Below are 4,917 nucleotides of genomic sequence, written 5' to 3'. Positions count from 1 at the left end.
CCGCCGCGGCGGGGCCGTTCTCCGTTCGATCATCGGTGCGGGTGCGCGCCGGCCTGTCGGTCGGGTCACCCGGTCCGCGGGCTGGCCACCGCGGGCTCCCGGATGACGGCCGAGGCCCAGAGAGCTCCGGTCACTGCAGTGATCGCCCCGGCCAGCGTCACGTGCACCACCACCAACATCTCCGGCACCCCCAACTGATACTGGGTGATCCCCACGACTGCCTGAGCCGCGATCAGGGCGATCAGTATCAGGCAACGCCGGATGGCCGGCCCCTGGGCACGTAGTGCGAGGAGGCCGAACGCCAGGCCGATGAGCAGGCAGACGTATCCGACCATGAGTTCCGCGTGGAAGTGGACCAGCCACTGGATCGGCATCTGGAGGCGGTCCGCGGCCCCGATCCGGGCGTCACCGGCGTGGGGGCCGGCCCCGGTGACCATGGTGCCGGTCACCAGCACCCCGGCCAGGAGCACGGCGGAGAGCACGATGAGCCAGGACAGCGGTGGGGGCAGGACGCGGCGGGCGGGGGAGTCGTCGGACTCACCGACCCGGACGAACAGGATCGCCGCGAGCCAGGCCAGGATCATCGACGGCAACAGATGGAGCGCGACGGTCCACCACACCAGGCCCGCCAGGACGGTGATGCCCCCGATCACCGCCTGCGCCACGATCCCCGCGGGCATGGCGAGGGCGAGCCAGATGAGCTCGCTGCGTCGCCCTGCGCGGAGCAGCGCGAGCAGCAGCGCGGCGGCCACCGCGACCAACACGAAGGTGAGCAGCCTGTTGCCGAACTCGATGGCCTGGTGCAGTGCGGGGCCCGCACCGGCGACGGGGACGAAGCTGTCCTGGTTGCACCGCGGCCAGGTCTCGCAGCCCAGACCGGACGCGGTCACCCGCACGGTCACCCCGGTGGTCATGATGCCGATCTGCGCCATGACGTTGGCCAGTGCGAGGCCCTTCTGCAGCCGGACCGACGGGAGCGGCAGACGGGCCAGCGGTCCCCTCGGTCCCGGGGGATCGCTCGTGGCCGGGCTGCCGGATTTCGGGGCGCGCGAAGTCGAGGTCACGCCCCCGATTCTAGGCGTGCGCTCCGGCCGCCCCGCGATCAGGTGAAGGAGAAGTGGCGTACGGCCAGTCCAGCGCAGACCGCGGTCCACCCGGCCAGCACCACGGCCGCCAGGGCGGGGAACCCTCCGTCGATGGACGTGACCAGCGCGCTGGTCAGCGCGTACGACGGGACGACGAGGAGGACCTCGTGGAGCCAGTCGGGCAGAGTTGCCACACCGATGGCCAGGCCGGCCGCGCCTATGAGGACGAACCAGATGAGATTGGCCAGCGCCAACACGATCTCGGCACGAAGCGTGCCCCCGAGCAGCAGCCCCATCGAGGAGAAGGCCACCGATCCGAGCGCGATCATCACCGCGCCCACCGCCAGACCCGCGACCCCGGGGCGCCAGCCGAGGCCGGCCGCGATCACACCGAGCAGGACGGCCTGTCCGGCGACCAGGATCATCGTGGCCAGTATCTTGCCCACGATGATGACGGCGGACGGGAGGGGGGTGCCGCCCAGCCGCTTCAGCGCACCGTAGCGACGATCGAATCCCACGGCGATGGCCTGGCCGGTGAACGCGGTACCCATGACGGAGAGGGTCAACACCGCGGTGATCGCGTAGTCGATCCTCGGCTGCGGGATCGAGCCGAACTCGATCGCGGTGAGCGCGAACAGGACCGCGACGGGAATCACGAGGGCGACCAGGAGTTGCTCGCCGTTGCGCAGGAAGAGCGTCAACTCCATGCGGGTCTGCGACGCCGCCATCCGGGGGAGGGTGGCGGGAGCGGACGGCCGGGCGAACGTCCCCGGCGCGAAGCGGTTGGTCCCGGTGGGGGTGTCGGTCATCGCAGGTCCCGTCCGGTCAGGTCGAGGAAGACCTCTTCGAGGCTTCTGGAGCGGGTGGCCAGGGAGGTGAGTTGGACTCCGGAGTCCTCCAGTGCCGCGCACAGGCTGGTCATGAGTGCGGGGGACACCGGGCCGTGGACCTCGAGGATCCCGGCCGCGGCGCCCGCGGTCACCGTGTGGTCCGGTCCGAGGGCGCGGCTCAGCAGCGTCGGCGAGGCCTCGCCGTCGACGACCAGGGTCACGCCCTCTGACGTCCCCGCCCTGGCGAGTTCGGTCGGCGTCCCGGCAGCCACTCGGCGACCGTGGTCGATGATCACCACCTCGTCGGCCAGGGCGGCGGCCTCGTCCATGAGGTGTGTGGTCAGCAGGACGGCCGCACCGTCCCGACGCAGTGCCCGGACCAGGTCCCACACCGCCCGCCGGGACTGGGCGTCGAGTCCGGCGGTGGGCTCGTCGAGGAACACCAGTTCGGGTCGGCCGATCACCGCGATGGCGAGTGAGAGCCGCTGTTGCTGGCCACCGGACAGGCGCCGGTATGGGGTGGTGAGGTGATCGCTGAGTCCCAGCTCCTCGAGCAGCCAGTCCGGGTCGAGGGGGTCCGCGTAGTAGGAGGCGACCAGACGGACCATCTCCCCGACACGCGCGGCGGGGTAGGCCCCGCCGCCCTGGAGCATCATCCCGATCCGGCTGCGGACGCGCTGGCGATCGGAGACGGGGTCGAGGCCCAGCACACGGAGGGTTCCACCGTCCGGCCGCAGGAACCCTTCGCAGACCTCGACCGTGGTGGTCTTGCCGGCTCCGTTGGGACCGAGGAGCGCCATCACCTCGCCGCGGCCGAGCCGCAGGTCCAGTCCCGCCACGGCGGTGGTCTGTCCGAACCTCTTGACGAGTCCCTCGACGAGTAGCGCGGGGGAGTCGGTGGGTGAGGTCACGGGAGCATTCTAGGTCGCTCCGACGACCGCGAGCGCAGCAGCCCCGGCCAGCGGAACATCGCGATCAGCAGGATCGACACCGCCACCACGGTGGCCACCCATGCCTGGACGGTGACGAACGGCGGCAGGCCCGCACCCGGCGGGAGGGTGAAGCAGGCCAGCACGGCGCTGACCGCCACCACGGGAACACGGAACTCCACCCTCGACGCCCACGCCGCGAGCGGGATCAGGGCCCACAGGACGTACCAGGGCTGCACGACGGGGAAGCACAGGACGATGGCGGCCATCGACACCCCGAGTCCGCCGACCGGATCGATCCGCCCCGCGGAGACGGCGAACAGCATCCTGACGGTGACCACGCCGGCGATCACGAGCGCCGCGGTCTGCACCATCACCAGGATCTGGGCCGTGTGGTCGCCCAGCCCCAGGTACTGCCCGATCCCGCCGACGATCACTCCCAGGGCGGTGGGCGGGGAGAGCCAGCTCCGCAGCGACGTGGCCGCCCCGAGCTTGGTGATCCACCCGAGGCCGGACGAGGTGACCAGCATGGCCAGCCCGGTGGTGGCACCGCTGATCACGACCATCACCAGCGCGGCCCGCACGGTGGCGAGGGAGCCGCCACCCCACCGTCGGGCGAGCGCCATCCCGACGAAGCCCAGGGCGACGACGGTGGGAAGTTTCACCAGTGCCGACCCGGTGACAAGGACGGTCCCGACGATGAAGAGCACGGTGGTCCGTGGCCCGGACTCGAGGGAGTCCACGGCGCGCAGGGCCAGGACGAGCCCGACGGCCAGCAGTCCCATCATGAGGGACTCGGAGTGAATCCCCGACACGAGATGGAACAGGACGAGGGGATTGGCCACCGCCAACCAGAGCGCCGCCACGTCCGACACCCCGCAGTACTCGGCCAGTCGCGGGACCGCCCACCCGAGCATGAGTATCCCGACGATCGCCACCACCCGGTGCAGGATCGTTCCGGCCACCACGTCGTCCCCCGTCAGGGTGTGGATGACCTTCTGCACCCCGAGGAAGAGCGGACCGTACTGATTGGGGGTGTCCCGCCAGATGTCCGGGACGTTGACGGTCAACGCATGAGAGGTTCCCAACGCCGACACGGGGCCCAGTTCGTACGGGTCGTCGAGGGTGTTGCCGATGGCGCCCTGGGCCAGGTAGCTGTAGACGTCCTTGCTGAACATGGGCGGGGCGAGGGCGAGCGGCAGGGCCCACGAGGCGATGATGCGGTCGAGGGTGGCACGGTCGATCCGGCCGCTCAACCGTCCCCGGCGATCCCTGCCCAGGACGTACGGGGCCAGCAGCAGCCAGCAGAGTGTCACCACCACCATCCCGGTCATGACCACCGTCATGGAGGACTGCTGCAACCTGAGCCACAGCCCGATCAGGCGCTCGCCGGCGACGGGATTCTGCAGCACGGGCAGAGCGCCCGCGCCGAGGGCGCCCACCGACATGGCGACGGCGGCGGTGGTGCCGATCCTGCGGATCCGACCGAGGCGGGCCAGTTCCGCCGACGGTGGTGTCCCGGTGGATCGCTCCTCGGTGTGCAGCCGGGCCGTCACCACTCCCGCGCCGCGGACCGGGAATCTGGGTGCCACTGGCCTCAGCCTCTCTCCACGGTGGGTGCCGGAGGACTCCGCCCGGCCGCCGACGCCGGGTTCGCGGGGGTGGGAATATTTCCGTCACGAAGGTGTTGCGTAATATGACGTGGTACGTCCCCGACGGGGCGCACCGAGCATAGCCGGAAGGGAGAGTCAGTTGAGCGTGCAGCACGTCTACGAGAACGCCGCGCGACCCGACACCCGCTCGGCCGTCCGTGAACTCCTGCTGGAACGAGGGGCTCTCACCGCAGCCGAGATCGGGCAGGAGCTCGGGCTGACGGCGGCGGGCGTCCGCCGCCATCTGGATCAACTGGTCGAGTCCGGGCAGGTCGAGGCCACCCGAACCCGCCCGGCCGGCACCCGCGGACGCCCCGCCAAGGCTTTCCGGGTCACCGCGATGGGCCGCAGCTCGGCCCAGCACGGGTACGACCATCTCGCCGTGGAGGCCCTGTCCGCGCTACGGCGCGTCGGCGGGGCC

At 71.1% G+C, this 4,917-nt stretch carries 5 protein-coding genes; 1 reads left to right on the top strand and 4 read right to left on the bottom strand.

All coding sequences use genetic code 11. The annotated features are described in order from the left end of the window. Window positions 1-65: 65 nt before the first annotated feature. Genes G6026_RS03405 through mptB form a run of 4 tightly spaced genes read right to left on the bottom strand, consistent with a single transcriptional unit; the run spans window position 66 to window position 4,436 of the window. Window positions 66-1,064: a COX15/CtaA family protein gene (locus tag G6026_RS03405; protein WP_156607173.1), complete on the bottom strand. Its 999-nt coding sequence runs from the start codon at window positions 1,062-1,064 to the stop codon at window positions 66-68. Window positions 1,065-1,102: 38 nt separating this feature from the next. Then, window positions 1,103-1,894, bottom strand: a complete 792-nt coding sequence (locus tag G6026_RS03400) for an ABC transporter permease (RefSeq protein ID WP_107756499.1) — start codon at window positions 1,892-1,894, stop codon at window positions 1,103-1,105. Further along, window positions 1,891-2,826: an ABC transporter ATP-binding protein gene (locus tag G6026_RS03395; protein WP_107756498.1), complete on the bottom strand. Its 936-nt coding sequence runs from the start codon at window positions 2,824-2,826 to the stop codon at window positions 1,891-1,893. The genes G6026_RS03400 and G6026_RS03395 overlap by 4 nt, the downstream gene beginning before the upstream one ends. Beyond that, window positions 2,823-4,436 carry a polyprenol phosphomannose-dependent alpha 1,6 mannosyltransferase MptB gene (gene mptB, locus G6026_RS03390; protein ID WP_182612264.1) on the bottom strand — a complete coding sequence of 538 codons (1,614 nt, stop codon included), beginning with the start codon at window positions 4,434-4,436 and terminating at the stop codon, window positions 2,823-2,825. The genes G6026_RS03395 and mptB overlap by 4 nt, the downstream gene beginning before the upstream one ends. A gap of 166 nt (window positions 4,437-4,602) precedes the next feature. On the opposite strand from mptB, the gene G6026_RS03385 reads away from it, so the two are divergent. Continuing rightward, a partial coding sequence (locus G6026_RS03385) for a helix-turn-helix domain-containing protein (RefSeq protein ID WP_347238056.1) occupies window positions 4,603-4,917 on the top strand: 315 nt, incomplete at its 3' end.

Origin of the sequence: Dietzia sp. DQ11-38-2 (assembly GCF_014145055.1) — a bacterium.
Classification (GTDB): domain Bacteria; phylum Actinomycetota; class Actinomycetes; order Mycobacteriales; family Mycobacteriaceae; genus Dietzia.
This window is presented reverse-complemented; position numbering and strand designations above follow the sequence as displayed.

Excerpts from the sequence above, each read along its gene's own strand:
- G6026_RS03400 (WP_107756499.1), bottom strand. The coding sequence starts at position 1,894 with ATGACCGACACCCCCACCGGGACCAACCGCTTCGCGCCGGGGACGTTC.